Annotated in this window: 22 protein-coding genes; 17 read left to right on the top strand and 5 right to left on the bottom strand. The window is 65.5% G+C overall.

From position 1 onward, the window contains the following. Positions 1-5: 5 nt before the first annotated feature. Together HWY37_RS05385 and HWY37_RS05380 are read right to left on the bottom strand one after the other, a co-directional pair. Complete coding sequence (locus tag HWY37_RS05385) at positions 6-2,267, bottom strand: GNVR domain-containing protein (RefSeq protein ID WP_176088076.1); 2,262 nt, start codon at positions 2,265-2,267, stop codon at positions 6-8. A 65-nt stretch (positions 2,268-2,332) separates the two neighbouring features. Then, entirely contained in the window at positions 2,333-3,469 is a 1,137-nt protein-coding gene (locus tag HWY37_RS05380; protein ID WP_175210112.1) for a polysaccharide biosynthesis/export family protein, read from the bottom strand. A gap of 242 nt (positions 3,470-3,711) precedes the next feature. Between HWY37_RS05380 and HWY37_RS05375 the strand changes: the two genes are divergently transcribed. From HWY37_RS05375 to HWY37_RS05315, 13 genes are all read left to right on the top strand, one after another. Further along, positions 3,712-5,121, top strand: a complete 1,410-nt coding sequence (locus HWY37_RS05375) for an undecaprenyl-phosphate glucose phosphotransferase (RefSeq protein WP_176088075.1) — start codon at positions 3,712-3,714, stop codon at positions 5,119-5,121. Next, positions 5,111-5,620 carry a GDP-mannose mannosyl hydrolase gene (locus HWY37_RS05370; protein ID WP_246302200.1) on the top strand — a complete coding sequence of 170 codons (510 nt, stop codon included), beginning with the start codon at positions 5,111-5,113 and terminating at the stop codon, positions 5,618-5,620. The genes HWY37_RS05375 and HWY37_RS05370 overlap by 11 nt, the downstream gene beginning before the upstream one ends. A gap of 5 nt (positions 5,621-5,625) precedes the next feature. Beyond that, positions 5,626-7,056, top strand: coding sequence for a mannose-1-phosphate guanylyltransferase/mannose-6-phosphate isomerase (locus HWY37_RS05365; protein ID WP_175210110.1), 1,431 nt, complete (start codon positions 5,626-5,628; stop codon positions 7,054-7,056). Positions 7,057-7,162: 106 nt separating this feature from the next. Continuing rightward, positions 7,163-7,525 (top strand): VanZ family protein, encoded by a 363-nt coding sequence (locus HWY37_RS05360; protein WP_175210109.1) that lies wholly within the window; start codon positions 7,163-7,165, stop codon positions 7,523-7,525. A gap of 10 nt (positions 7,526-7,535) precedes the next feature. Continuing rightward, positions 7,536-8,645 (top strand): GDP-mannose 4,6-dehydratase, encoded by a 1,110-nt coding sequence (gene gmd, locus HWY37_RS05355; protein ID WP_013395110.1) that lies wholly within the window; start codon positions 7,536-7,538, stop codon positions 8,643-8,645. A gap of 6 nt (positions 8,646-8,651) precedes the next feature. Continuing rightward, a complete protein-coding gene (locus tag HWY37_RS05350) occupies positions 8,652-9,605 on the top strand; it encodes a GDP-L-fucose synthase family protein (RefSeq protein ID WP_176088074.1) in 954 nt (317 codons plus the stop codon). Positions 9,606-9,661: 56 nt separating this feature from the next. Continuing rightward, a complete protein-coding gene (locus tag HWY37_RS05345) occupies positions 9,662-10,978 on the top strand; it encodes a lipopolysaccharide biosynthesis protein (RefSeq protein ID WP_175210105.1) in 1,317 nt (438 codons plus the stop codon). 20 nt (positions 10,979-10,998) lie between these two features. Further along, positions 10,999-11,901 (top strand): glycosyltransferase family 2 protein, encoded by a 903-nt coding sequence (locus HWY37_RS05340; RefSeq protein ID WP_175210103.1) that lies wholly within the window; start codon positions 10,999-11,001, stop codon positions 11,899-11,901. A 27-nt stretch (positions 11,902-11,928) separates the two neighbouring features. Next, positions 11,929-13,224 carry an O-antigen ligase family protein gene (locus HWY37_RS05335; RefSeq protein WP_175210101.1) on the top strand — a complete coding sequence of 432 codons (1,296 nt, stop codon included), beginning with the start codon at positions 11,929-11,931 and terminating at the stop codon, positions 13,222-13,224. Continuing rightward, on the top strand, positions 13,217-14,347 hold the full coding sequence (locus HWY37_RS05330; protein WP_175210099.1) for a glycosyltransferase: 1,131 nt from the start codon (positions 13,217-13,219) through the stop codon (positions 14,345-14,347). The genes HWY37_RS05335 and HWY37_RS05330 overlap by 8 nt, the downstream gene beginning before the upstream one ends. Before the next feature lie 13 nt (positions 14,348-14,360). Then, positions 14,361-15,248 carry a glycosyltransferase family 2 protein gene (locus HWY37_RS05325; protein WP_176088073.1) on the top strand — a complete coding sequence of 296 codons (888 nt, stop codon included), beginning with the start codon at positions 14,361-14,363 and terminating at the stop codon, positions 15,246-15,248. After that, the gene (locus HWY37_RS05320) at positions 15,245-15,805 is read left to right on the top strand and encodes a putative colanic acid biosynthesis acetyltransferase (RefSeq protein WP_176088072.1); all 561 of its coding nucleotides are present in this window, start codon (positions 15,245-15,247) and stop codon (positions 15,803-15,805) included. The genes HWY37_RS05325 and HWY37_RS05320 overlap by 4 nt, the downstream gene beginning before the upstream one ends. Next, complete coding sequence (locus tag HWY37_RS05315; protein ID WP_176088071.1) at positions 15,802-17,055, top strand: glycosyltransferase WbuB; 1,254 nt, start codon at positions 15,802-15,804, stop codon at positions 17,053-17,055. Before HWY37_RS05320 ends, HWY37_RS05315 begins: the two co-directional genes overlap by 4 nt. Positions 17,056-17,142: 87 nt before the next feature. On the opposite strand, the gene HWY37_RS05310 is transcribed toward HWY37_RS05315, so the two are convergent. The 3 genes from HWY37_RS05310 to HWY37_RS05300 form a co-directional block, all read right to left on the bottom strand. After that, entirely contained in the window at positions 17,143-17,808 is a 666-nt protein-coding gene (locus tag HWY37_RS05310; protein ID WP_175210122.1) for a helix-turn-helix transcriptional regulator, read from the bottom strand. A gap of 358 nt (positions 17,809-18,166) precedes the next feature. Then, the gene (locus HWY37_RS05305) at positions 18,167-18,919 is read right to left on the bottom strand and encodes a response regulator transcription factor (protein WP_176088070.1); all 753 of its coding nucleotides are present in this window, start codon (positions 18,917-18,919) and stop codon (positions 18,167-18,169) included. Positions 18,920-19,482: 563 nt separating this feature from the next. After that, entirely contained in the window at positions 19,483-21,081 is a 1,599-nt protein-coding gene (locus HWY37_RS05300) for a glucosamine inositolphosphorylceramide transferase family protein (RefSeq protein ID WP_176088069.1), read from the bottom strand. A 381-nt stretch (positions 21,082-21,462) separates the two neighbouring features. On the opposite strand from HWY37_RS05300, the gene HWY37_RS05295 reads away from it, so the two are divergent. The 4 genes from HWY37_RS05295 to HWY37_RS05280 all read left to right on the top strand — a co-directional run. Next, positions 21,463-22,125, top strand: coding sequence for a TetR/AcrR family transcriptional regulator (locus tag HWY37_RS05295; protein ID WP_175210087.1), 663 nt, complete (start codon positions 21,463-21,465; stop codon positions 22,123-22,125). Positions 22,126-22,171: 46 nt separating this feature from the next. After that, a complete protein-coding gene (locus tag HWY37_RS05290; RefSeq protein ID WP_176088068.1) occupies positions 22,172-24,520 on the top strand; it encodes an acyl-CoA dehydrogenase in 2,349 nt (782 codons plus the stop codon). Between the two features lie 12 nt (positions 24,521-24,532). Then, positions 24,533-25,828, top strand: coding sequence for an acetyl-CoA C-acetyltransferase (locus tag HWY37_RS05285; RefSeq protein WP_176088067.1), 1,296 nt, complete (start codon positions 24,533-24,535; stop codon positions 25,826-25,828). After that, positions 25,825-26,388, top strand: a 564-nt coding sequence (locus HWY37_RS05280) for an enoyl-CoA hydratase-related protein (RefSeq protein WP_176088066.1), incomplete at its 3' end; no start/stop codon positions are given. The genes HWY37_RS05285 and HWY37_RS05280, both read left to right, overlap by 4 nt.

Genomic DNA, 26,388 nt, shown 5'->3' with positions numbered 1-26,388 from the left:
GGCGTTTATTTAGGGCCGTTCTGTTTGAAATCGCCGTAATACGCCGCACGGGAGTAGCGGTAACTGCCGTACTTGGACCGGAAGCCGAAGCGTTCCGGCATGAGCTTGAGACCGTTGAACAGCACGCCGTCCACGGGCGCGCCCGCCTGGATCAGGCGCTTGGCCGTCTCGCGGATTTCGCCCACCGTGTTCATGCCGGAACGCACCACCACCATCACGGCGGCGGCATGCGTGCCGACCACGGCCGCGTCCGGCGACGACAGCACGGGCGCCGTGTCCAGGATCACCATGTCGTACTGCGAAGCCAGTTCGCGCAGGGTTTCGCCGAACACCGGAGAGGCCAGCAGCTCCGAGGGATCGAAGGTGACCGCGCCGGTGGCAATGAAATCCACGCCTTCGGACACGCTGTGCTTGCGCACCTGGGTCAGCGGTATCGTGCCCGACAGCACTTCGAACAGGCCATCCTCCTTGGGCACGCCGAAGTAGCGGTTGAGCTGGCCCTTGCGGAAGTCAGCGTCGATCAGCAGCACCCGCTTGCCCACGCCGCCCTGGATGAAGGCGAAATTCGCGGACAGGAAGGACTTTCCCACGCCGGCCACCGGTCCCGTGAACATGACCATGTTGTTGGCCGACTGGCGCAGCGAAGCCTGCAGCACGTTGCGGAAGGACCGCAGGCTTTCTATGGGAGGGGCATTGCCCTGGCTCTGGGCCAGCAGCGCGGGCACGCTGGCGTTCTTGCGCCGACTGCGCCGCCACAGCTTGTCCTGCATGTCGCTATACGGAATGGCGGCCAGCACCGGCAAGCCGGTATGGCGCTCGACGTCCTCGGGCTCGGACAGGCCGCCGAACAGGGCGTTGCGCACGAAGGCGCACAGCAGGCCGAAGATCAGGCCGAAGGCGGTCGCCACGCCGATGATGATGGCGGCCTTGGGACGCACGGGCTTGTCGGGCTGCACGGCCTGGTCCAGGATGCGCACGTTGCCCACCTTGCCGGCGCGGATCAGGCGCAGCTGCTGGGCGTTGTTCAGCAGCGCCGTGTAGAGCTCGGTGTTGACGCGCACGTCGCGCACCAGGCGCACCACGTCCTGTTCCAGGTCAGGCAATTGCTTGATGTTGTTGCCGATGCGGTTCACGTCCCCGGTCAGGCCGGCGATCTGGCGGTCGATGGCCACGATACTGGGATGGGTGGGAGCAAAACGCGTGATCAGTTCCTGGCGCTTGGAACGCAGTTCCATCACCTTGGTCTGCGCGTCCACCGATTGCGCCAGGATCAGCTTGGCCTCTTCGCTCAGGTCGATGGTGCCGCGCTTGTTGCGCAGGGCGTTGTACTTGGTTTCGGCGGCGTCCAGCTCGCCCTTGAGTATCGGCAGTTGCTGTTCAAGAAAGACCAGCGACTTCTCCGCCTGCGCAGACTTGCGGTTGACGTTCTGCTGCACGTACTCCTGGCCGATCTGGTTCAGCACGGCGGTGGTCAGCGCGGGATCGTTGCCCTCCAGCGTGACGCCGATCACGCCCGAGGTGCGGCCGCGCTCGAAGATGCCCAGGCGCGACTGCACGTCCTCGATCGCCGCCAGACGCGAGCTGCGCGACACCGTGAATTCGGTGCCCGGACGTCCGGTCAGCGCATCGATGTGCACATCCATGGCGCCGCCGCCAGGCAGCCGGAAGTGCTCGGGCTTGCCGACCGTGCCGTTGAACGTGGCGCCCGTGAACTTGTCGGTCAGGGTGTAGTTCCCTTCGCCCAGCGTGGTCACGCGAAAGGGCTTGCCCAGCCATTCGTTGGGCACGTCCAGCTGCGAGATCGCGATGGCTTCGCCGCCCCAGGCATAGCCGCCGCGCGGCAGGCTGGAAGGATACGGCAGGCTTTCATAGCGCTGCGCCAGCCATTCGCCGATCACCGGGAAATAGCGCGGCTTGGCCTGGATGTACAGCAGGAACTTGTCGACGGCCGGGCCGACCACCATGCGCGACCGCAGCACTTCCATTTCACCCGAGGTTTCGGCCTTGGTGTCGAACATGGAGGACACGTCGCCGAGCAGGCTGCGGCTCTGGCCCTGGGGCATTTCCTCTTCCACCTGCACGATGATGTCCGCCGAGTACACCTTCGGCGTGACCATCACATAAGTCAGGGCTCCCAATAATGCGAGCAGAGTGATCGCGATGATCATCCACCGGTTGGAAAAGATGGCGTCCACATGGGACGACAGCGGCGTTTCCTGCTGGCGAGCCGGCACGGACGGCTCGAACGATTCGATGGGCAACGACATGCAGCTCTCCAAGAGAAGGCGCCGCCTTGCTCGCGGCGCCCCCAAAGGCGTGGGGTTGAGGCGAACTACTTGATGGAATTCACGGTCTGTACCGTCTGCGTGCTCGGCAACAGGTTGCTTATGAAGCGGTTCCACCGCACCAGGCCGGCCGAATCGACGAACACGACGTCTTTGGGTTGCAACTCGAACTTCTCGCCTACCGCGAGGTTCTGCGGCGAGTTTGCATTCAGGTGGAACACCAGCGGCATTGCGTTCTCCGTACTGCGCACGACGAATATCTGCGAGGGATTCGAGGTCATCTGGCTGGGTCCTCCCGCCAGGCCCAGCGCCTCGGTCAGCGACATGCGTCCATCACGCATCACCGCGGTCGTAGGCACCGTGACTTCGCCCATCACGAAAATCTTGCTGTCGTCGCGCGGCGTGACCCTCACGATGTCGCCCGACTTCAGCAGCACTTGATTCAAGTCCTGGCCGCGCTCGATCAAGGCCGGCACATTCACGCGGGTGCGGCGGCCTTCCCGGATCACGTAGACCGCGCTGCGATCGCCCGTGGGCAGAATGCCTCCGGCCCTGTTGACGGCTTCCAACAGGGTCATCGGGATATCGTTGATCGCGATCGCGCCTGGCGTCTTGACTTCGCCATCCACGTAAACGCGCTTGCTGCGATATCCCAGAACGCGTACGGTGATCTGCGGATCCTGGATGTACTTGCTTGAACTATTGACTATGAGATTGCGCGCCTGAAGTTCCGTCAACCCCGCCACTTTCAGCAGTCCCGCATAGGGAAATTGGATATATCCAGTGGATGAAACCGTATAGCCCGGAATGCCCGAGGCGGTATCCCCGATGGCTAGTTCCGTTACCCCTGTCCCGATGGCGTAGGTTTGCGTCGGAAGGACGAGCTCGGGGTGATCCCATACGACGATCGAGAGGATGTCTCCCGGTCCGATGAGATAGGGTCCGGACTTGCCGTAGAGCTTGTCGACGCCTTCGTTGTCGAGCAATGCGTCGCGAGCGCGCTGGTCATCGAGCACCAGCGACGGCGTGATTTCCTTGATCACCGCCTTCGAGTTCGGATCCAGCGGATCCGCGAGCTGATTGGCGTCAAAGGTCATACCGGGAGACAAGGCGCAAGCGCCCAGCGAGGACACGAGCGCGATAGCGGCTATGGCTCGGCTCAACGTTCCGAAAAATGTCGTCATGGCAAATCCACTTGTGAATGACTTCGTTGCTTGGAGTGAGCCCGATGCGTAACGGGTTGCGACATTCCACTCTCTTTTCCCAGCCCCGCACATTCGACGGATGTCCTAAGCCTTCTCCTACATCGTTTGGAGGTTTCGAGTGCGTGCCGCACTCAATAAGATTTTGTCGGTAGCCACATGCTTTGCGGCAGTGCACAGTTTTTGTCCTCCGCACGGCGGCTCCCCACGAACAGGAGTGCGCGATGGACCCGTCCCAAACGGACACGTCGTCTAGATTCAGCGGGGCAAGCTATCTCTACCGCTTGCTCGACGCCGCGATCGTGATCACTTGCGGCCTGACTGCCACCGGCTTGAAATTCTCGGACGAGGCGCTGGCGGATCCTCCGCAGATCCACCTGTTCCTGGTCTATCTGTGCGGCCTGGGCGTGGTCGCCATCTTTCCGGCCTTCCGTCTATATGTATCGTGGCGCGGCCGGCTGCTGACCGATCTGGTGGTGCGCAGCCTGGCGGCCTGGGCCCTGGTGTTCGCGCTGGGCATCTGCGTCAGTTTTCTCATGCACCAGACCGCGGCGATATCCCGCCTTTGGGCGGCTACGTGGTTCGGCATGTCGGCGCTGACGCTGGCCGGCCTGCGCATTGCGGTCTACGCCGTGCTGGGCGCCGCGCGCGACCGCGGCATGGACCGCAAGCGCGTGCTGCTGGTGGGTTTCGGCGCGCTCGGCCACGACCTGTGGCGGCGCGTCGAGCGCTACCGCGGCGCGGGCTACGAGGTGTCTGGCATCTACGCCGAACCTCATGAAAACCTGCCGCCGCAGGTGCGCCGCCTGCACAACCTGGATGAGCTGCATGCCTTCGTGCATGAGCACAATGTCCGGGAGATCTGGATCGTCCTGCCGATGGAGGCGGGCCAGGAGCTGCGCGAAGTCCTATATCACTTGCGCAACGACCTGGTGGATATCCGCTGGATTCCCGATGTGATGTCCATCCAGTTGCTGGGGCACCGCATAGGCGAATTCCTGGGGCTGCCCGCCATCCAGCTCAACAGCCTGCCCGCCGCCGGCGTGCGCGGCCTGGCCAAGGAAATCTTCGACCGCAGCTTCGCCTTCTGCGCGCTGATCGGCCTGTCGCCCGTGATGCTGACCGTGGCCTTCCTGGTGAAAGTGACCTCGCGCGGCCCCGTGTTCTTCACCCAGCCGCGGCTGGGCGTGGACGGCAAGGTCTTCCATGTCTACAAGTTCCGCACAATGACCGTGCACCAGGAGCATGGCGTGGTCACCCAGGCCACGCGCAACGATGCCCGCATCACCCGCATCGGCGGCTTCCTGCGGCGCACCAGCCTGGATGAGCTGCCGCAGTTCCTGAATGTGCTGATGGGCGATATGTCGGTGGTCGGTCCCAGGCCGCACGCGCTGGAACACAACGAAATGTACAAGGACCTGGTGCAGCGCTACATGATGCGCCACCGGGTCAAGCCCGGGATCACGGGATGGGCGCAGGTCAACGGCCTGCGCGGACAGACGGACACGCTGCGCAAGATGAGCGACCGGGTCGAGCACGACATCTATTACATCCAGCACTGGACGTTCCGGATGGACCTGCAGATCATCGCCCGCACGGCGGTATCGGGATGGACGGGCCGCAATGTCTACTAAACCTCTTGGCTGGCCCGAGCGGCGGCGCGCCGCGGCGCGCGACGGCGTGCTGGCGCAGGCGGAATTCCGCCAGGCGGTGGAGATGCTGCCCCTGGTGTCCATCGACCTGCTGCTGCGCGACGCCAACGGCCGTTACCTGACCGGGCTGCGCTCCAACCCGCCGGCCCAGGGCGCCTGGTTCGTGCCGGGCGGCCGCATCCGCAAGAACGAGACGCTGCGCGAGGCCTTACGCCGCATCGCCCGCGACGAGTTGGGCGTTCCGGTCACCGAGCTGGCCTGGACCCCGCGCGGCGTGTACGAGCACTTCTACGGCACCAATTTTGCGGGTGAAGCCGGACGCTCCACCCATTACGTCGTCCTCGCCTATGAGGCCGAGCTTTCCTTGGACATTTCCAGCCTGCCCCAGGCCCAGCACCGCAGCTACCGCTGGGCCTCCGCGCAAGCCATCGCCGCCGATCCCGGCGTGCACCCCTACACCCAGGCCTACTTCAAGGAGTGAGCGCCATGACCAACCCACCTCCCCCCTACCGGGCAGTCATCCTCTGCGGCGGTTCAGGCTCGCGCCTGTGGCCCTTGTCGCGCGAACTGCTGCCGAAGCAGTTCATCCGTTTGACCGATGACCGCAGCCTGTTGCAGAACACGCTGCTGCGGCTGGGATCGGCCGGCGCCGAGGCCCGCCCCACGCTGGTCTGCAACGACGCGCATCGTTACATCGCGGCGGAGCAGGCGCAGGAACTGGGCATCAAGGACGTCGAGGTCATCCTGGAGCCCTACGCCCGCAACACGGCGCCGGCCATCGCCGCCGCCACCCTGCGCGCCATGCGCGACGGCGAAGACCCCGTCATGCTCATCATGCCGTCGGACCACGTGCTGGAGGACGGCGAAGTGCTGCGCGCCGCCTTCGCCGAGGCCTACCAGGCCGCCCTGCAGGGCGCGCTGGTCACGTTCGGGATCACGCCCACGGCGCCGCTCAGCGGCTACGGCTACATCCAGGCGGACGAGCCCGGCGCGATGGGCCCCGCGCGCCGCGTGCGGCGCTTCGTCGAAAAGCCCTCGCCCGAGGTAGCGCAGCGCTTCATCGACGCCGGCGGTTACTACTGGAACAGCGGCATGTTCGCCTTCCAGGCCTCGGTGTTCCTGTCCGAAATGGCGCGCCTGGCGCCCAAGATGCTGGAACAGGTGCAGGCCGCGGTGGCCATCGGCCATGGCGAGAACTCGCTGTTCCACCTGGACGGTCCGTCCTTCGAGGCCTGCCCCAGCGACTCGATGGACTACGCCATCATGGAACGCACCGACAGCGCCGTGGTCATCCCGCTGTCGGCCTCGTGGAGCGACGTGGGCGCCTGGGACGCGGTCTGGGGCATCGCCCAGAAGACGGTGGAAGGCAACTCCACCACGGGCGACGTCATGCTGGAAGACTCACGCAACTGCCTGATCCATTCCACCAGCCGGCTGGTCGCCTCGGTGGGCCTGGACGACATCGTCGTGATCGAAACCGCCGACGCGGTTCTCGTGGCGCACAAATCGCGCTCGCAGGACGTCAAGCGGCTGGTCGAGGTCTTCAAGACGCAGCACCGTTCGGAGCTCAACCATCACCGCGAGGTGCAGCGGCCCTGGGGGTCCTACGACTCGGTGGGCCAGGGACCGCGCTACCAGGTCAAGCGCATCACGGTGAAACCCGGCGCGCGCCTGTCCTCGCAGATGCACCACCACCGCGCCGAGCACTGGATCGTGGTGTCGGGCACGGCGCGCATCTACAACGGCGACAAGCAGTACCTGCTGACGGAGAACCAGTCGACCTACATCCCGCTGGGCGAGATCCACAGCCTGGAGAACCCCGGGAAGATCCCCCTGGAGATCATCGAGGTGCAGTCGGGGGCCTATCTGGGCGAGGACGACATCGTCAGATTCCAGGACATGTATGGCCGAGTATGAGGGGTCCCCACGCCGCGCGCGCTCCGCGCGCTTGCTGCCCCCCGAGGGGGCGTCTTTCGCCTTGGGGCTGCCCGGCGGCGAAAGGGACCCCTTCTGGCGGCCCGGCATGGCGCGGATCTGCCTGCCCCTGGCGGCGGTGTTCTTCGCCGTCCTGATAACGGTGGGCAACCTGCCGGGCCTGGCCGCCGAGATGTCGGATGCGTTTGGCGACAAGCGTCTGCATCTTGCGGCTTACGCCTTCCTGACTAGCTTGATCTATTTCTCGGTCAACCGGCGCCCGGCGCTGGTGGCCCTGCTGGGGGCCACGGCCCTGGGCGCGCTGGATGAAGCAATCCAGTCCTTTTTTCCGTATCGACAGGCTGATTTATTAGACCTTTTGGCCGATATCTCCGCGGCTGGTGCAACAGTAATCTCATTGCACATTGGTACCGCAGCCTTCGGCTCCTTTCGTGCAGTTACTAAGTCTTAAGGATACAACCATGCCAAAACGGGCACTGATTACCGGCGTCACCGGCCAAGACGGGGCCTATCTGGCGGAGTTTCTGCTGGCCAAGGGCTATGAGGTCCACGGCATCAAGCGGCGCGCTTCGCTGTTCAATACCGCCCGGATCGACCATCTTTACCAGGATCCGCACGACCAGCCCCGCAATTTCGTCCTGCATCACGGCGATATGACCGACTCTTGCAGCCTGATCCGCATCGTGCAGTCGGTGCAGCCCGACGAGATCTACAACCTGGCCGCCCAAAGCCATGTCGGCGTCTCGTTCGAGGAGCCCGAGTACACAGCCAATGCCGACGGCCTGGGCACGCTGCGCCTTCTGGAAGCCATCCGTATCCTGAAGCTGGAGAACAAGGCCCGCTTCTACCAGGCGTCCACGTCGGAACTCTATGGCCTGGTGCAGGAAACGCCGCAGAAGGAAACCACCCCGTTCTATCCGCGCAGCCCCTATGCGGCCGCCAAGCTGTACGCCTACTGGATCAGCGTGAACTACCGCGAAGCCTATGGCATGTACGCCTGCAACGGCATCCTGTTCAACCACGAATCGCCCAAGCGCGGCGAGACCTTCGTGACCCGCAAGATCACCCGCGGCCTGGCGCGTATCGTGCTCGGGCTGCAGGAATGCCTGTACCTGGGCAATCTGTCCGCCCTGCGCGACTGGGGCCATGCCCGCGACTACGTCGAAATGCAGTGGCTGATGCTGCAGCAGGACACGCCGGAGGACTACGTCATCGCCACCGGCATGCAGTACAGCGTGCGCGAGTTCATCAACACCGCCGCGCGCGAGCTGGGCATCCTGCTGGCCTGGGAAGGCGAAGGCCTGGAAGAGACCGCCACCGTGCTGTTCTCGCCGGTGCATGACATCAAGCCGGGCCAGGTCATCGTCCGGGTGGATCCGCGCTACTTCCGCCCGACCGAGGTCGAGACCCTGCTGGGCGATCCGACCAAGGCGCGCGAGAAGCTGGGCTGGTCGCCGCGCACCTCGTTCGCGCAGCTGGTCAAGGAAATGGTCGAGAGCGACCTGCGCGACGCGCGGCGCGATGCGCTGGTCGAGCAGAACGGCTACGAAATCTACGCCTACAAGGAGTAGCACGACATGACGAACCTGGAGCAACGCGTCTTCGTCGCCGGTCATCGCGGCATGGTGGGCGCCGCGATCACCCGCGAGCTGCAGCGGCGCGGCTACCGCAACGTGCTGACCCGCGGCCGGGAGGAGCTGGACCTGGAGAACCAGAACCAGGTCAACCGCTTCTTCTCGACCACGCCGGTCGACGTGGTGTACCTGGCCGCGGCCAAGGTCGGCGGCATCCTGGCCAACCAGACGCACCCGGTGGAGTTCCTGTACAAGAACCTCATGATCCAGTGCAACGTGATCCGCGCCGCGTATGCGGCCGGTGTGCGCAAGCTGCTGTTTCTGGGTTCGTCATGCATCTACCCGCGCGAGGCGCCCCAGCCAATCCGCGAGGACGCCTTGCTGACCGGACCGCTGGAAAGCACCAATGAGCCTTACGCCATCGCCAAGATCGCGGGACTGAAGCTGTGCGAGGCCTACCAGCGCGAGTTCGGCGCGCGCTTCATCTGCGCCATGCCGACCAACCTCTATGGCCCGCACGACAACTACGACCTGCAGAGCAGCCACGTGCTGCCGGCGCTGATCCGCAAGTTCCACGAAGGCCGGGAAAGCGGCCAGGAAAGCGTGACGATCTGGGGCACGGGCGCGCCGCTGCGGGAATTCCTGTACGTGGACGACCTGGCGCAGGCCTGCGTCATGCTGATGGAGCATCCGCAGGCGGAAGGCATCTACAACATCGGCGCCGGGCAGGACATCTCGATCGCCGAGCTCGCCAGGCTCGTGGCCCGCGTCGTCGGCTACGAGGGCAACATCGTCCACGACACCAGCAAGCCCGACGGCACGCCGCGCAAGCTGATGGACTCGGCCCGCATGCAGGCGCTGGGCTGGAAACCGGAGATATCACTGACGCATGGGATCACGCTGGCCTACGGGCACTTCCTGCGTGAACGCACCCAGCAAGCCTTGCCCGTGGCCTGACGGCCGCGCCGACCGCCGACGGGCCCGGGGCCTGTTGATACAAGAGAGCCCTAGCCATGCTTGGATTCCTCAGGAAACACATTGCCGGCAATGCCTCCTTCTGGGGGCTGGTGGAGTATGGCATCGGCCCGGTCGCGGCGCTGGTGGCCCTGCCCATCCTGTTCCGGCAACTGGGGACCGTGGGCTTCGGCCAATATTCCATGATCATCGCCCTGGCCGGATTCGGCAATGCTGCCAATCTGGGCGCGGCGGTGACCGCGACCAAGCTGGTGTCCGAGCGCATGCACGAGCCGGGCGGCGCCTATCGGGCGGCGGGCGTGAGCATGTCGCTGATCGGCTGCGCGCTGGGCGTCGTGACCCTGGCCGCCGTGCTGCTGTGGGGCGTGGTGGGCCTGGGATGGCCGCAGGCGACCTTCGGCGGCGTGGCGGTGACCATGCTGGCCATGCCGGCGCTCGCCATCTACCTGACGCAGCAATATGATCAGCTGTTCTCCGGCTGCCTGAAGGGCCGCGAGGACTTCCGCGCCACCGCGCTGTGCGAAGTCTTCAGCCGCACCGGCACGATGGCGCTGGCCTGCGTCGCCGCCTCGATGACGGCGTCGCCCACCTGGACCGGCCTGGCGCAGGCGTTCGGGCTCCTGGTGGCCGGCAGCGTCAAGATGCGCGTTTTTTCCCGCGCCTATGGCCACTACGTGGTGCGTCCGGTGCGCGACCGCGGCGCCATGATGGACGCCTTCAAATTTTCCCGCTGGTCCTGGCTCAACAGCCTGAGCGCCCTGGCCTTCGGCTCGGTGGACCGGGTGCTGGTCGGCAGCCTGATGGGGCCCGCCGCGCTCGCGATCTATACGGTGGGCGTGCAGGTCGGCCAGATCATCCACACCGCGTCCGTCGCCATCTTCCAGAAGGCCATGCCGCGCGTCACCCGCCTTTCGGTGTCGCCGCCCTACCCGGGCGCCGCCGAACGCGAAATCCGCCGCATGATGCTGTGGAACCTGGCCCTGTCGGCCAGCGCCACGCTGGCCGTGCTGGCCGTCAGCCATCCGCTCCTGAACCTGCTGCTGGGGGACAACGTCGCCACCGGCCATCTGGGCACCTTCCAATTGCTCATCGTGGCCTCGGGGCTGCTGTCCCTGAACGCCGCGGCGCATTTTTCCCTGCTCGGCCTGGGCAACTCCCGCGCGGTCGCCATCCTGAACGGCCTGGGAGGCCTGGCGATGCTGTGCGTCATGGCGGGGCTGGTACATGCCGCGGGCGAGCATGCCGCGGCCTGGGGCCGCATGGCCTACGCGGCGATCACGCTGGCCGGCGTGGCACTCGCCATCCGTCAATCCCGCCCCGAATTGCCGGGCGCCTTGCCCGCGGCCACCCGATAACCAAAATGCTGAGGTCCTACATGCGCAAGCGTCATAACGAGTATTCACGTCAGCTCATCGACTTCGTCCGCGAGTTGCGCCCGCCGTCGCCGATCGCCGGCAGCCTGTTGCCGAAAGTGACCATCGTGACGCCATCGTTCAACCAGGCCCGCTTCCTGGAACGCACCATCCTGTCCGTGCTGAACCAGGGGTATCCGCGGCTGGAATACATCATCATCGATGGCGGCTCCACCGATGGCAGCGTCGACATCATCCGCAAGTACGAGCGCTACCTGACGTACTGGGAGAGCACGCCCGACCGCGGCCAGTCGCATGCCATCAACAAGGGGTTCGAGCGCGCCACCGGCGACTACGTGGGCTGGCAGAACTCGGACGACCTGTATTTCCCCGGCGCCCTGCGCAAGCTGGGCGCGGCCGCGGCGAAGGGGCGCGCGCCCATCGTCAGCGGCAACCTGTTCGTGGCCGACGCCGACAACAACATCTTCCGCAAGATTCACTACACCCCGGTCAACCGGGGCACGCTGACGGTCGTGAAGGCGTCCATTCCCAACCAGTCCGCCATCTTCCGCCGCGACCTGCTGCACAAGCACGGCCTGCTGCAGGAAAGCATGCGCTACTGCATGGACCTGGAGCTCTGGAGCCGCCTGCTGCGCGAAGGCAAGAACCTGATCGTGCCGGACGCCATGGGCGTCTACACCGCCCATGACGAGACCAAGACGGCGCTGATGCAGGACGTGCTGCTGGAGGAGCGCGAACAGATCGTCACCCGCATCCGGCGCACCGAGCCCGGCCTGGGCAAGCTGTTCGAACTTTCCTGCCGCGCGTCCAAGGTGGCCGCGCACGCCAGGCAGGGAGACCTGTCGTACCTGTTCGAAAAGCTCACCACCAAGATCTTCGGACGCGACGACTGGGCGTCGCACTAGCCCCGGGCCACACGGAGTACCGCCGCAATGAATCCGCACCGCCGCCTTTCCACCCTGCATCTGCTGGGCCTGTTCGCCTTCACCGCGCTGGCCCTGAATGACGACCACTTCATCCTGGGCGTGGGCAGTTTCAAGCTGTCGCCCTTCGACGTGCTGTTCGTGGCCATGCTGGTGGTCAAGGCGCTGCGGCTGGCGGATCCGGGCGCCTATGCGCTGCCGCGCGGCCTGCTGGGCATGCTGCTGGGGATGCAGGTTCTGTCGGTGATCTATCTGCTGCTGGTGTCCCTGCACCATCCGGGGATCGAAACCGGCGACGTGGCGCGCGACCTGCGCATCGTGTTCTATTTCCTGTGCACGCCCTTTCTTTGCTACAAGGACATCGACAGCCCCGCCGCCTACGCGGTGCTGCAGAAATACATCGTGGCGGCCTGCCTGGCCGTCGCCACCATGATGCTGGCGCAGCAGCTGATGGGATTCAGCGTGGCCAACCCGGTGCGCAACGTGCGGCTGGGCGTCTGGGCCATTCCATTCGGCGTGGTATCGCTGCTGTACTTCCGGCGCACGCTGAATGTGTCGGGACCCAAGGCTTACGCGCTGACGGTCTACATGCTGCTGGCCCTGGTCTTCTCGCTGAACCGCAGCCAGTACCTGCAACTGGCGGCTTCGGTCCTGATCGCCGTGCTGCTGGGCGCGGGCCCCGAGATCAGGCGGCGCGCCGTGCTCATCTTCGCGCCCGCCGCGGTGGCCGGCGTGCTGGTCTTCGCCAGCATCGGCTATCTCGACGTGCTGGCCAACCGCATCTTCAGCGTCGAGCGGCTGGACGAGGACTCCAGCTACGGCGCGCGCATCCAGGAGATGCAGGGGCAGATGGACTCCTTCGCGGAAAGCCCGGTGTTCGGCAAGGGCGCGGGCTTTCGCAGCTGGGTCATGGGCGAGAACGGCTTCGAACTCAGCACCTTCGCCCACAATTCCTGGGCGTTCTACCTGATGAAGTTCGGCATCGTCGGCACCATCATGATCATGTTGCCGCCCCTGCTCATCCTGCTGCTGACCTTGCTCAAGCGTTATGCGCATCCGGGCCTGGAGTTGCACCGGCGCTACCTGCTGGCCACCGTGCCCGTCTACATCTTCATCGATTCGCTTTCCGGCGGGCTGGCCTACGCGCCCAAGACCGCCTTTACCGGCTTCCTGCTGTGCTATTGCCTGTCGCTGATGCGCAATGCCCAGGTCATGCCCGTGCCCCAACAAAGAACGACATCCGCCCCCAGCCACCGCCCGGACGTAGCGCGCCGGGCGCCAACTAGAGTGATTCCACATGCCTGATGTCTTGTTTGTCGCGCCCGATCTGCACGGCGGCGTCGGAAGATGCGTCGCCTTCATCGTGGATGCCTTGCCGGAACGAGGAGTGGATTCCGCCTTGTTCCTGCTGCGCTCGCGCATCCGCGAGTATCCCGTGTCCAACCCCAAGGTGACCCGCGCCCTGCCCGTCAACGAATCTCCCACCGCGCTGCGGCTGATGCTGCCGGTGGCCTTCTTCAAGCTCTTGATGCAGATCCGGCGCGACAAGCCCGCCATCGTCTGCTCGCATGGACTGCTGTGCAACATGCTGGTCGTGGCGGCCAGGAAACTGCTGCGCGGCAAGTTCCGCACCGTGGCCTTCGAACACAGCAGTCCCGCCATCCATTACGGCGCTTCGCGCATGCGGCGCCTGAAGTTCTGGCTGGTCAGCCAGACTTACCGCCGCCATGACGCAGTCGTGGGCGTATCGCGCGGCGTCAAGGAAGACCTGGTCAGCATGTTCCCGCCGCTGCGCGGCAAGGTCCACACCATCTACAACGGCGTGCCGCTGGACAACGTCCGCGCGCAGGTCGGGCGCGGCGCGGAAGATGCCGGGCAGCCCGCGCCCTACCATGTGGTGGCGGTCGGCCGGCTTGAGGCGGTGAAGGACTATGCCACGCTGATCGACGCGGCCGCGCTGCTGGACGATCCCGGCATCCGCTTCACCATCCTGGGCGAAGGGTCCGAGCACGCCGCCCTGCAAAAGCGCATCGACGAGAGCGGCTCGCGCACGCCCGTCACGCTGGCTGGCCATATCGACAACCCGTTTCCGGTCATCGCCAGCGCCGGCGCGTTCGCGTTGACCTCCTTGCGCGAGAGCTTCGGCAACGTGCTGGTGGAGGCGCTGTGCCTGGGCGTGCCGGTGATTTCCACCGACTGTCCGCACGGTCCCGCGGAAATCCTGGATTCCGGCCGCTATGGCCTGCTGGTGCCGGTGGGCGATGCCGCCGCCCTGGCCGCGGCGGTGCGCCAGCTAGCCTATGACGCCGAAATGCGCGAGAGGTTTGCGGTCCAGGGACCCGAACGCGCCGACGCTTTTTCCCTCGAACGGCACTGCCGCAACGTCATCGACCTCTTCCGGCCGCTGATGCAGCGCGGCACGCCCTGAACAGGACAGCATCATGCAGAAGATACCCGTATCGGTCGTCGTCATGACGAAGAACGAGGAACGCAACATCAACAAGTGCCTCAAGGCGCTTGCCGAATTCGACGAAGTATTCGTCGTGGACTCCAACAGCACCGACGCGACCTGCGCGATGGCGACGGCGCTGGGCGCCAAGGTCTCCAACTTCCAGTGGAACGGCAAGTATCCGAAGAAAAAGCAGTGGTGCCTGGAGCAGTTGCCGTTCTCCCACCCCGTGGTGCTGTACGTCGACGCGGACGAGGAGATGACGCCGGAGCTGGCCGCCGAGATACGCGAGGTCCTGCCGCGCTTCGCCGCCGGCGCGGGCGGCGCCTTCGTGCCGTTCGACTACGTATTCTGCGGCAAAAAGCTGGAGCACGGCCATCGCGTCTACAAGCTGGCGCTGCTGGCGCGCGACCGTTCGCGCTTCCTGGACTACGACGACCTCGACGTGGCCCACATGTGGGAAGTCGAAGGCCACTACCAGCCGCAGGTCGAGGGCGAGACCTTCGCGCTGCGCCAGCGCATGGTGCACAACGACCACGACTCGCTGTTCCACTACTTCGACAAGCACAACCGCTATTCCGACTGGGAAGCGAACCTGCGCACCAAGGGCCTGATGAACGATCCGCGCGAGGCCAACGTCGGCGCGCGCGCGCTGCTCAAGCGCATCTTTCAGGCCCTGCCGTTCAAGGCGCCCATCTCGTTCCTGCATTCCTACGTCTTTCGCCTGGGTTTCCTGGACGGCAAGGCGGGCTATGACTACGCGGTGGCGCGCGCCATGTACTACTGGCAGATCCGCATCAAGACCGAGGAACTCCAGAAGGCGCGCCAGGCCAGCGCCGCCGCGGCGCAGGACGACGCCGTGGCGGGAGCGGCGAAATGAGCGCATTGCAACAGCTGGACCGCTTTGCGCTGGCGCCGGGCCAGCGCGGCCGCTCCGCGCTGACCGTGCAACTGTGGTGGACGGTGCAGGCGACGCTGTTCCGCTGGTCGCCCCAGGTGGCGTACGGATTCCGCCGCTGGCTGTTGCGCTGCTTCGGCGCGCGCGTCGGCCGCAAGGTGCTGATCCGCCCCACCGCCACCGTGACCTATCCCTGGAAGGTGGAGATCGGCGACTATGCATGGATCGGCGACGACGCCGTCATCTACAGTCTCGGACCCATACACATCGGCGCCCACGCCGTGGTGTCGCAGCGCAGCTATCTGTGCGCCGCCGACCACGATGCCGCGCAGCCCGATTTTCCCTTGCGGGAACGCGCCGTGCGCGTCGAGGACGGCGCCTGGGTGGCGACCGACGTGTTCGTCGGCCCCGGCGTGACCATAGGCCGCGAAGCCGTGATCGGCGCGCGCAGCTCGGTATTCCGCAACATGCCGCCCGCCATGGTGTGCCACGGCAACCCGTGCCGCCCGGTCCGGCCGCGCCAGGCTGGCCCGGCATGAAGATCCTCATCTACGGCATCAACTACGCGCCCGAACTCACCGGGATCGGCAAGTACAGCGCCGAGCTGGCCGAATGGCTGGCCGTGCGCGGCCATGAGGTCAGCGTGGTGACGGCCCCGCCTTACTATCCGCAGTGGCAGGTGCACGAGGGCTACCGCGCGGGCCGCTACCGCAAGGAAAGCCTGCGCGGCGTCACCGTGCGCCGCGCGCCGCTATGGGTTCCGCAGCGGCCGGGAGGGCTCAAGCGCCTGGTGCATCTGGCCAGCTTCGCCTTGTCCAGCCTGCCTTCGCTGCTGCGCGCCGCCGCCGGGCGGCCGGACATCATCCTGGTGGTGGAACCGGCGCTCTTCTGCGCGCCGGCCGCCTGGCTGGCGGCGCGGCTGTGCGGCGCGCGCGCCTGGCTGCACGTGCAGGACTACGAAGTGGACGCCGCGTTCGAACTGGGCCTGCTCAAGGGCGCCGGCCTGCGAGCGCTGGTGCGCCGGGCCGAGCGCTGGCTGATGCGGCGCTTCGACCGCGTCTCCACCATATCGAACCGCATGCTTGATCTGGCGCTGGCCAAGGGCGTGGATCCGGGGCGCGCGGTGCTGCTGCCGAACTGGATCGACGTGGACGCCATCGCGCCGCAAGCCGGCGGCGGCTACCGCGCCGAACTGGGCATACCGGACGACGCCATCGTCGCGCTGTACTCGGGCAACATGGGCGGCAAGCAAGGCTTGCAGACCCTGGCGGACGTGGCCCGCAGGCTGGAACGCGAAACCCGGCTGTGGTTCGTGTTCTGCGGCCAGGGCCCCGAGCGCGCGCCGCTGCAACAGCAATGCGCGGGACTCGCCCGCGTCATCTTCCTGGACCTGCAGCCGGCCGAGCGCCTGGGCGAATTGCTCAGCACCGCCGACATCCATTTGTTGCCGCAACGCGCCGGCGCCGCCGACCTGGTGATGCCGTCCAAGCTGACCGGCATGCTGGCCAGCGGCCGGCCCGTGGTGTGCGGCGCCGCGCCGGGCACCGAACTGGCCGGGGTGATCGCGCGCTGCGGCCTGCTGACGCCGCCCGAAGACGGCTCCGCCATGGCCGAAGCCGTGCGCAAGCTCAGCTACAACGCGCAGATCCGTGAAACGCTGGGCGCCGCCGCGCGCCAATACGCGCAGACGCACCTGCACGTGGACAGCGTGCTGGCCGCCGCCGAGCGGGAATTCGAAGCGCTGATCGCGTCCAAGGGCAAGCCCGCCGCGCGCGGCGCGGGGGTTTGATTTCCAGGCTTTCTCGCGGGCGGTTCGACGGATTGCGCGCGGCGGGAACCCCGGTTCCAGCACCGGGCTTCCCGCGCCACACGCCTCCTAGGCGTCCGGATCGTTCTTGATGGGCGCCGGGCCATGGCCATTCTTGACCAGACCCATCTGCACGGCGATATAGGCCGCCTCGGCCTGATTACGGGCGTTCAGCTTCCAGTACAAGGTGCGTGCGTGGCTTTTCACAGTGGCCACGGATATGCCGACGTGCTGTCCGATTTCCCGCATGGTCTTGCCTTGCACCAGCAACTGCAGGATCTCCTCCTGCCGCTGCGTCAGCTCGCGTAGTTCCTGCGATGGCGCGTGCGCTGGCCCCTGCGGCCGGGCCGCGGGCTGCGGATAGCATTCGCCCCCTGCCAGCACCAGGCTCACCGCCGCGGCCAGCGCATCCGGACTGGATGCCTTGGGCATATAGCCGGCAACGCCGGCGCGCGCGCACGCCGCCATCACGTTTGCATCCAGCACCGAATACAGCACCAGCACCAGCCGCGGCATGAAGAACGCCATCGATTGGGACAGGAGCCCGACATCCTGTTCCGCCAGGCCGCTGCAGCCCATCACCAGCAGCTCCACTGGGCGGTTGATCGAACTGGACATGGTAAGCAGCTGGGCTGGCGAGATGGCCAGAATGTCGTCGGTGTTCCTCGCCCGCTCCAGCACATGCTGGATCGCGACGCGGAGCAGAGCGTAGTCTTCGATCAGTACGGTTGTCATCCCGGGGGGAACCTTGTGACGCATGGCCCATACACGGTTCCCATGACGCTGGCGCATCGTTGCTGCAATGGCAGGCTGTAGGCGTCACCGACCTCACGGGAATCTCGTCCGCGGCACTGGATCTCGATGGCGAGGCAGAGTGGTTCGCTCTCTCGACCCAGACTTGCGGACACAACCCATGCTATCAGCGGCTACGTTCGCTGAATCTCGTTCAGGAGGATGATTGGTGGAGGAATGCAGCAGCACTGCGACCGCGGATACTGCTGTGTATGAATTAGCCATCATGGCTATGCTCGCCCCCGGCAGCAATGGAACGTGGCGTTCCAGGCTGCCGGGCAGGCAGCGCAACCTGCCTCGGTTACCCGAGCTTGCGCCCATAGAGCTGCCCGGCGTCCACATCCCTGCCATTGGGTTCATGCCATTCCAAGGTCGCGCCGCGCTGCAACGCCGCGTATACGGCTTCGCCCTTGTTCTTGACATGCAAGCGCTGGTAGAGCGTGCACGCATGCGTCTTGGCCGTGGCCACCGAAATGTTCAGCATCCTGCTGACGGTCTTGATCGGATAGCCGCGCGCCAGCAGCACCAGCACCTCGTACTGGCGCGGCGTGATCTGCAGCAACTGCGCGCCGGCGCTGACGGGCATGGAACCCTTGTTGGCAGCCATATCCTCGGTTTCCCGCGCCGGCAGGGCGCAGACGGCCTGTGCCGGTGTCTGCAACGCCTGTTCGCTGGGAAAGCACTGTCCGCCCGCCATGACCAGGCGGATGGCGGCTTCGAGGATCTCGACCGAAGCCGTCTTCATCAAGCAACCGTAGACGCTGGCGCCCGGCAGGCCCTGCACCGGCATGGGCAGGGGCATGACGTCCGTCAGGAGCAGGATCCGCTTGGGCGTGAGGACGCGCTGGATTTCATGCAGCGCGCTCCACGCCTCGTCGGTGTCCACCGGCAATCCGTAGATCAGGAGATCGGCGCCAGCATGCACGCCGTCCGCCTTGGAGATGTCCCCAAGGCCCATCCCCTCGATTTCCCACACATCATCCAACTTGCTCAGAATCTGCCACAACCCCAACCGCAAGAGCGGATGGGCTTCAATCAGGACCATCTTGGCCATGGTGTCCTCCCGGTTTTTCGACGGGCCTAGAAGGGATCTTCGCTGTGCTGAAGACTATTTTTATCCAGCCCCGCGGATCAAATCCACAATATCCCGGAATATCTAATGAAGCTGAACCGGGGCATTTGGGCTGGGAGACTTTGGTAGCCAACATAACGGATGGCATGGACCCATCTTATGGTTCGAAATTGTCAAAATCAAGACGTTTCCGCTCGATATAATCCGACAAAAACAGAAATCATTCGTTAGCCTTAATCATCATCGTAAATACGGATGAGGCGCCCTCCTCGTCCTTCCCGGCGCTAGGGTTTTCACCATGAATTCCCCATGGGGAGCTTGCGCTTTCCCTATGAAGCATGCTCTGCGGGCGCGGGCCCGGAGCTAAGGCAGGCCGCCGTTGCAGCCGTAAAAAAGCCGCGCCGCGGCATCCGCCGGACGCGGCCCGGAATTTCCGGATTGAGGGCAATAACTATCGATATGTTTCCATCGACACATCAAGCCCGGGCTTTCTTTCCGCAATCGAAATATAGGTAACATTTTTATTTTTGCGTTTCCGGAATGATTTACTCCATATAGGCGAAGTCAAATACCGTATGCCCCCCCTGATGATGCCAATGGTGCATCGAAGCATGACGCTTCCTCAGGAAGTTCGCATAGTGGATTTCGCCGTCCGTTTCGACGTAGGTGGACGGCGACAGCTCCTCGATCCGGTTCAGCGACACGCCCTTGCCATAGTGACAGAAGCCCTGGTACTGGGCACAGCGGATCACCTCTCCGCCAGGCGAGACAACGATTCCAGCGTTGCGGGCGCGCATCGGGTTGCGGACGATGGGGTTGCAGGCATGCGGCGTCCATTCGGTCGAGCGCGGCGAATCGGAGAAGAAGGCAAACAGCTCATCGCAATGGCTCTGGCCGTCCGTGCGGTCGATATTTGTTAATAGCCACCAGTATTTCCCGTGCTTGAAAATAATGGTATCGACCGCCGATATATTCGTCATCAGATTTACATCGAGCTCCCATTTAAGCGGAAATTCGGTGCATTTCCACAGTTCTATACTGCGATTTCCGCAGGTTTCCGGAACCATGTAAGTGACGCCTTCGTGCTCGAATATATATGGAAAGGACAAGTGATACGGCAGGTTCAAGGCCGTGCCCAGCACCCGGAAAGCCCCGTCGGAGTAGGTCGCGACCGCAATCGTGCCCTTGCGGGAAGTAAAATCGTAATCCTCGAAAAAGATATACGGTTTTTTATCCTGGGTATATACAAAAGGATCGGCGAAGAATCTGCCTTTTGGTGGCTGCAATACCATGGCTTCGGATACCACCGCTTGCTGCCGGACTGACGGAAACATACCAATCCGCCAACGCACATTGCGTTTCATGATGCGTCGCACAATCAAATCCGACATTAACCACGCCTGGCGCGCAATATAAGCCGCGCTATCCCACTCCACCGGATCCTCGCGCCGCGAGCTGCTCACGATCTGCATGCCGGGCGGCGCCGCGCCTTGCTTGACGCGGGCCATCGCCTGGAGCGCGTCGTACACCATGAAGTTGCCAAGGCTGTAGGCGCGCGTCTGATTCTTCAACCAGAACACTTCAGTGTTGAAACTGCGCTGGTCCAGCAGTTCGTCCTGCTCTTCGCTGCTGCCTATGCGCCAGAGTTTCACCGTGGTGTGGTCCTTGCGCTGATAGACCTCCCAGAAACCCGCGTACCTGCTGGTCGCGACCGCGATATCGGAATAACTCAGTTGCCACACGCCCAGCGGCGCCCAACCCGCCATCTGTTCGCGCGTAGCCGGCGACTCTCCGAGCATGATCACCAGGTCCAGCCCCAACGCGGAAACCTGGCTCTGCATGTCCGCGGCCTGCATGTCCGACGCCAGCGTCACGACCGCATCCGCCGGTACGCTCTCCCGCATGTCGCTGCACGCAAGCATGCGGCGTTGCTTGGCAGGCAGCAGCCTGGCTTCCAGGCGCGACAACGTGTTGAACAGCGCGCGCGCGCCCAGGCGGGGCGCTTTCTCCTGCCCCGTACCACTCATCACCAGCAAAGCAGCGACATCAAAATCCTGGCTATGCATGAGCCACGAGGCCATCTCATGCATCCAGCCGGGTTGCTCGTACCCGTGTACCAGCAGTCCCACTCTGTAGGTTTTCATTTCTCCAGCTCCTGTGCCAGGGCGTCCAGGGCTCCCGCGCCGGTACAGCGAACGGGCTAGCCATTGCGTATTCAGGGGGCCGACAGTTTCAAGTCCTCGCGCTGATACTGCGTGGTTTTGCGTCTGCCTTCCAGACAGCATTCAACCTAGGCCGGCAGCCCGAGGACGAAAGGCTCAGGATCATGCGCAAACACTAGGGAATCGCTACTACCTACGCATGAGATTTGTCATCCCTCTGGAGGGTCCGGCGGAAAGTACGGTCTGTCCTGAACGTTCGATGCAACGTGGTTAGTGGTAAACCCTATTGGGGATAGCCGAGGCTCGCGTCTCAGCCATCCATCACGCATAATTGTTTTTAAACGAACGTTTGAATTCAACCTTATGCAAGAAATCAGACCTTCCCTCACCCGTGAATCGATCCTGGACACTGCCGAAGCCCTGTTCGCGCAGCAAGGACACGACGGCACCTCGATGCGCCAGATCACCGCCGTGGCCGGCGTCAACCTGGCCTCGGTGAACTACCACTTCGGCTCCAAGGAGTCACTCGTGCAGGCGGTGCTCAAACGCCGCCTGGAAGTGCTGAATCGCGAGCGGTTGCGACTTTTGGATGAACTCGAGGCGCAAGCCGCGGGCAAGCCCCTGAAGCCCTCGCAGATCGTGGACGCCTTCTTCGGCACGCTGTTGCGCCTGGCCGCCGATCCCGCACAGGCCGGCAGCACCTTCCTGCCGCTGCTGGAACGCACCATGACCGACCCGTCGGACTTCATCCGCGCCCTGTTCGCGGAGGAGTACGCGGACGTGCTGGAGCGCTACCGCAACGCGCTGTTCGCCGCGCTGCCGGACGTGCCCAAGGCTGAGATCGTGTGGCGCTTCCAGTTCATGCTCGGCGCCACCTCCTACGCCATCATCGGCACGGACCTGCTGCGCTCGGTCACGGGCTGGACCCTGGACGAAGCCGAACAACCCGATAACCCGGACCTGCTGCTGCCGCGCCTGATGAGCTTCCTGCTGGGCGGCCTGCGCGCGCCCTTGCCACAGCTCTAGGCGCCCGCGCCCCGCAGCCGGTACAGAACACCACGGAGACAAGAAAATGAACGCAGTCATCCTCGCCCTGGCCGTCGTCGTACTGCTGGCCGCGATCGCGCTGGGCGTGCGTCCCATCCGCCGGGCCCTGCTGTCCGCCCCGATCTTCAACCTGTACCGCAAGGTGCTGCCGCAGATGTCGGACACCGAGCGCGATGCGCTGGAGGCCGGCACGGTGTGGTGGGAAGGCGAGCTGTTCCGCGGCCGCCCGGACTGGAGCCGCCTGCTGGCCTATCCCCGGCCGCGGCTGACCGATGAGGAACAGCGCTTCCTGGACGTCCAGGCCGAGGAAGCCTGCCGCATGGTCAACGACTGGAGCGTCACGCAGGAACGCCACGACCTGCCGCCCGAGGTCTGGAGCTACCTGAAGAGCCAGGGCTTCCTGGGCATGATCATTCCCAAGGAATACGGCGGCCTGGGCTTCTCGGCCTTTGCCCATTCCGAAATCGTCACCAAGCTGTCCACGCGCTCTTCCGCGCTGGCGGTATCGGTCATGGTGCCCAACTCGCTCGGCCCGGCCGAGCTGCTGCTGCACTACGGCACCGATGAACAGAAGAGCCACTACCTGCCGCGCCTGGCGCGCGGCGAGGAAGTGCCCGCCTTCGCGCTGACCAGCCCCTGGGCCGGCTCCGACGCCGCCGCCATCCCCGACAGCGGCATCGTCTGCAAGGGCGAATGGCAGGGCCGCGAAGTCATAGGCATGAAGGTCACCTGGGACAAGCGCTACATCACGCTGGCGCCCGTGTGCACGCTGCTGGGCCTGGCGTTCCGGCTGTACGATCCCGACGGCCTGCTGGGCGGCGCGAAGGACCTGGGCATCACCTGCGCGCTGGTGCCGCACGACCATCCCGGCGTGGACACCGGCCGCCGCCATTTCCCGCTGAACGCCATGTTCATGAACGGCCCCACGCGCGGCACGGAAGTCTTCATGCCGCTGGACTTCATCATCGGCGGTCCGGCCATGGCGGGCCAGGGCTGGCGCATGCTGATGGAATGCCTGGCGGCGGGCCGCTCGATCTCGCTGCCCTCCTCCAATACCGGCATGTCCAAGCTGACGGCGCGGGCCGTGGGCGGCTATGCCCGCGTGCGCAGCCAGTTCCGCACGCCGGTCGGCAAGTTCGAAGGCGTGGAGGAAGCGCTGGCCCGCATCGGCGGCCACACCTACATGATGGACGCGGCGCGTAGCATGACGGCGGGCGCGGTGGACCTGGGCGAGAAGCCTTCGGTCGTGTCCGCCATCGTCAAGTACCACGTCACCGAGCGCGCGCGCCAGGTCGTCAACGACGGCATGGACGTGATCGGCGGCAAGGGCATCTGCCTGGGACCGTCCAACTTCCTGGGCCGGGCCTATCAGCAGATTCCGATAGGCATCACGGTCGAAGGCGCCAACATCCTCACGCGCAGCCTGATCATCTTCGGCCAGGGCGCGATCCGCTGCCATCCCTATGTGCTGGCCGAGATGCAGGCCGCGCAGTCGCCCGACCGCAAGCGCGGCCTGGACGATTTCGACCGCGCCTTCTGGGGCCATGTGGGCTTCGTCGCGAAGAACAAGCTGCGCACCCTGGGCACCGCGCTGACGGGCGCGCGCTACGTCGCCGTCAACGCCGACGTCGCCCCCCAAATGAAGCGCTACTACCAGCTGCTCAGCCGCTACAGCGCCGCCTTCGCGCTGCTGGCCGACACCTCGATGCTGGTGCTGGGCGGCAGCCTGAAGCGGCGCGAGCGCCTGTCCGCGCGGCTGGGCGACGTGCTGTCGCAGATGTACCTGGTCAGCGCCACGCTCAAGCGCTTTGAAGACGAAGGCCGCCAGGCGGCCGATGCGCCGCTGGCGCACTGGTCGATCCAGGATGCCTTGTTCAAGCTGCAGGAAGCCATCGAAGGCGTGCTCGACAACTACCCCAACCGCTTCGTGGCCTGGAGCCTGCGCCGCCTGGTCTTCCCCTGGGGCCGCACGCAGTCCCTGCCTTCGGACCAGCTGGGCCAGGACGTCGCGCGGCTGCTGATCAATCCGGGTGCGACGCGCGACCGCCTGACCGCCGGCTGCCATCTGCCGGCGACCGACGCGGAACCCGTGGGCGCCATCGAACAGGCGCTGGCCGCCACGCTGGACGCCGAGCCCATCGAAGCCAAGATCCGTGAACTGGAAAAGCGCGGCGCGCTTGACGGCAATCCGCAAGCCAATGTGCGCGACATCGCCGACGCGGCCTTCGCCATCGGCGGCCTCACCGCCGAAGAATATGCAGTGGTGAAACGCCGCAACCGCTTGCGCGACACCGTGGTGAAAGTGGATGATTTCGCCTTTGACTTGAGCGCCGCGGACCAGGGCAGCCCCGCGGCCGAACGCAGGGCCGCCTGAAGGAGGAATCGGATGGCATTCAAACCGGTTTACGTCGTCGACGGCGCCCGCACGCCCTTCCTGAAGGCGCGCACGGGCCCGGGCCCGTTCTCCGCCGGCGATCTCGCCGTGCAGGCGGGACGCGCCCTGCTGCTGCGCCAGCCCCATGCGCCCACGGACCTGGACGAGGTCATCGTGGGCTGCGCCGCGCCTTCTCCCGACGAAGTGAACATCGGCCGCGTGATCGCGCTGCGCCTGGGCTGCGGCGACAAGGTGCCGGGCTGGACCGTCATGCGCAATTGCGCCTCGGGCATGCAGGCGCTGGACTCCGCCATCGCAAACATCCAGTCCGGCCGTTCGGAACTGGTGCTGGCCGGCGGCACCGACGCGCTGTCTCGCGCGCCGGTGCTGTACTCGGACGACATGGTGCGGTGGCTGGCCAGCTGGTACGCCGCCCGCGGCATCGGCGCCAAGCTGGCGGCGCTGGGCCGCTTCCGGCTGCGCAATCTCGCGCCCGTCATCGGCCTGCTCAAGGGGCTGACGGATCCGGTGGTCGGCCTGTCCATGGGACAGACCGCCGAAAACGTCGCGACGCGCTTCGGCATCGACCGCGCCGCGATGGACGCCTACGCGGCGCAAAGCCATGCGCGCGCGCTGGCGGCCCGCGCCGCCGGAGCCCTGGGCGAAATCGTTCCCCTGATCGACGCCAAGGGCAAGCTGTACCCCGATGACGACGGCGTGCGCGACGACTCCACGCCCGAGAAGCTCGCCAAGCTCAAGCCGGTCTTCGACAAGCCCTGGGGCAACATCACCGCGGGCAACAGCTCGCAGGTGACCGACGGCGCCGCCATGCTGACGCTCGCCTCGGAAGAGGCCGTGCGCAAATGGAACCTGCGGCCGCTGGGCCGCATCGTCGACAGGCAATGGGCGGGCCTCGATCCCGCGCAGATGGGCCTGGGGCCGGTGCATGCGGCCACGCCCATCCTGCAGCGCCATGGCCTGGGCCTCAATGACCTGGACTTGTGGGAAATCAACGAGGCCTTCGCCGCGCAGGTGTTAGGCTGCCTCGCTGCCTGGCGCGACGATGCCTATTGCCAGGAACATTTCGGCACGCCGGCCTGGGGCGACCTCGACCCGGCCCGGCTCAACGTCGATGGCGGCGCGATCGCCATCGGGCATCCCGTGGGCGCTTCCGGCGCCCGCATCGTGCTGCATCTGCTCGCAGCCCTGAAGCGCCGCGGCGCCAGGCGCGGCATGGCGGCCATCTGCATCGGCGGCGGCCAAGGCGGCGCGATGCTGGTCGAAACCCTGGACGAGGACCGCCCATGACGACAATGGACACGCTTGCGCACTGGCGCCTGGACCGCGATGCCGACGGCCTGGCCTGGCTGACCTTCGACCGCGCCGGCAGCGCGGTCAATGCCTTGTCCGCCGACGCCATGGCCGAGCTGGCCCTGGTGCTGGACGCGCTGGACGCCGCGCCGCCGACGGGTCTGGTCATCCGTTCTGGCAAAGCCACGGGCTTCATCGTGGGCGCCGACGTCAACGAATTCGCCAGCCTGGACACGCCCGAACAGGCGCACGCGCTGGTCGCGCGCGGCTGGAATCTCTTCAACCGCCTGGCCGCGGTGCGCTATCCCACGCTGGCCCTGATCGAGGGCCATTGCCTGGGCGGCGGCCTGGAGCTGGCGCTGGCCTGCCGCTACCGGCTGGTGGCCGACCAGCCCGGCACCTCCCTCGCGCTGCCAGAAGTCATGCTGGGCATTTTCCCCGGCTGGGGCGGCATGCTGCGCCTGCCGCGCCTGATCGGCGCGCCCGCCGCCCTGGACATGATGCTGACCGGCCGCGGCGCCGACGCGCGCCGCGCGGCGGCGCTGGGCCTGGCCGAT

Source organism: Achromobacter anxifer (assembly GCF_903652925.1).
Taxonomy (GTDB): Bacteria; Pseudomonadota; Gammaproteobacteria; order Burkholderiales; family Burkholderiaceae_B; genus Achromobacter; species Achromobacter anxifer.
The sequence above is the reverse complement of the archived record's forward strand: the minus strand, read 5'-3'. Positions and strand labels throughout refer to the sequence as shown.